Origin of the sequence: Streptomyces sp. UH6, from assembly GCF_013421635.1 — a bacterium.
GTDB classification, from domain to species: Bacteria; Actinomycetota; Actinomycetes; order Streptomycetales; family Streptomycetaceae; genus Streptomyces; species Streptomyces abyssomicinicus.
On record NZ_JACADT010000915.1, the window covers coordinates 1 to 2,302 of the forward strand.

1 protein-coding gene is annotated in these 2,302 nt (G+C 70.4%); it reads right to left on the reverse strand.

All coding sequences use genetic code 11. The features are described from left to right. Nucleotides 1–165: 165 nt before the first annotated feature. Entirely contained in the window at nucleotides 166–2,085 is a 1,920-nt protein-coding gene (locus HW445_RS27515; protein ID WP_180223577.1) for a WD40 repeat domain-containing serine/threonine protein kinase, read from the reverse strand. Nucleotides 2,086–2,302: the final 217 nt, after the last annotated feature.

Here is a 2,302-nt window from a genome sequence, read left to right on the forward strand (position 1 = left end):
CCGGGTGAGGGCGAGCCGCGGGAATGTGAGCGTCCGCGGGGGCAACTCGCCTGACGGGCCGCCGGGCACCCCGCCCCCTCCGGGCACCGGGCTCCGGGCCATGACGTCCGTGATGGCAGGTGCGTCGCCGGTCCGACCGGCGGTGAGGACGAACGCCAGTGGCCGCTAACCGACCATGCTCCACAGTTGGACCGTCTTGTCGTGACAGGCGGTCGCCAGGAGCCGGCCATCGGGACTGAACGTCACCTTGGACACCCGTCTCCGATGGGGCATACGCAGCAGTTCGTCGCCGGTCTCCGACCGCCACAACCGCACGGTGCAGTCGGCGCTGCCGGTGGCGAGGAGGTCGCCCTGCGGACTGTACGTCACGCTGAGGGTGCGTTTCGGGGCGTCCATCCTCTGCGTCAGCTCGCCCGTACGCGCGTTCCAGACATGGAGACCGCCGCCGGAGATACGCGTGTTCTGGGCTGTGACCAGCCGCTGCCCGTCCGGTGAGAACGCCAGATCCGTCAGCTCGGCCGTGGCCCGCGGGACAGTGATCACCAGTACCTTGTCGCTCCGGCCACCACGCAGACGGTGGAGCCAGACCTTGTCCAGGAACGCGGTGGCCACCCACGTGCTGTCGGGACTGAATCTGGGGTCCAACCCGCCGTACTCCTGCTTGTGCGGGTGGTGAGCATCGTCCAGTACGGCGAGCGTTCTGCCGCTGTCGGGATCACGGAGTCGTAGGACCCGGTCCCCGTCCATCGTGGCGAGCCTCGAACCGTCGGGGCTGAACCGGGGAGCGCCGATTCTCTCCTTCTGCGCGATCCGCCACAGTTCCCGTCCGTCGTCGGCGTCGAAGCAGCGCAGCGTCTTGTCGGGCGAAGCAACGAGAAGCCGGCCGTCCGTGCTGAACCCCGCACCCGCCACGGGCCTCTCGAACGCCGTTGGCACCTTCAGCGTGTACCGTTCCTGTCCCGCCAGGCTGGTCACCGCAACACGTCCTTTGTGCAGGGTGACCGCGAGCAGGCTACCGTCAGGGGAGAAGGCGACATCGTGAACCCGGGCCTGGTACGGGAAGCAGTGCAGGAGCCGTGGTGGGACCAGCCCTGCAGGCCTGCCGGGAGCCCCGTCGTGGCGCGGAGCGGTGAACGCACGAGTCGGTGCGTCCGGGGACGTTGCCGTACGCCCTGCCGTCCCCGAGTCCGGGGATCTCGTCGCCACCGGTGTACGGCCCGGTGTCACGGACACCGGGCCGGTACCGGCCAGCCGAGGCAGCTCCGACGCCACTTCTTCCGCCGAGCCGTATCGCGCGCCCGGCTCCTTGCGCAGCAGACGCAACACCAGTTCGTCCCACCGACCGGGCAGCCCCGGCACCACGGAGCCCGGCGGGGGCGGCTCCTGCGTCAGATGGGCCGTGAGGTAGCCGACAGCGTCCTCCTCGAGGAAGGGCGGTCGGCCGGTGATCATCTCGTACAGGACGCAGCCCAACGCATACAGATCGCTGGCTGCCTCCGCCCGCCCGCGGGCCTGCTCGGGCGCCATGTACCGGAGTGTGCCCAGCACATATCCGGTCCGCGTGAGCTTGTCGCTCGTGTACGAGGGGTCGGCCGCGCGGGCGATGCCGAAGTCGAGCACCTTCGCCACTCCGGCCTGTGTGACCGAGATGTTGGCGGGCTTGACGTCGCGGTGCAGGATGCCGTGCGCGTGTGCCTCGGCCAAGGCGGCGCACACCTGCGCACCCCACCGCGCTGCGTCCGCCAGGTCGACGCGCCCCGCGCTGACAACAGCGTCGAGCCCGGTACCGCGGAGCAGTTCCATCACCAGATACGGCGTCCGGTGATGCTCGATCTCGGCCTCACCGAGATCGTGCACGGTCACGATGTGCGGGTGCTGGAGCGCAGCGGTGATCCGCGCCTCTCGCAGAAACCGCGCCCTCATCTCCTCGGCGTCACTGCCGCCGCCGGCGAGCGCCGAGAGCAGTTTGACGGCCACGGGCCTCCCGAGCGTCTCGTCGAGCCCCTCCCAGACCTCTCCCATGCCGCCCTCGCCGAGGCGTCGCACAAGCCGGTAACGCCCCTGGAGGACAACGGAGTCGGCCATGGCGAACCCTCTCTTTGCCACGGGGAGACGACGGGGTACCCGCACCATAGGCTACTGCCGTCCTTCGTCGAGGACGCTGCGGCGGCGGTGCGCGACCTGCTCGCCGCGACCTGACCTCCGCGGGCAGCGGCCGCCTCACCTGCCGCGCGACGTCCGGACCCGCCGTCCGCTCGCCGCCAGCGCAGCGACTGCACCGGCAGCGAGAGCGTCAGTACCG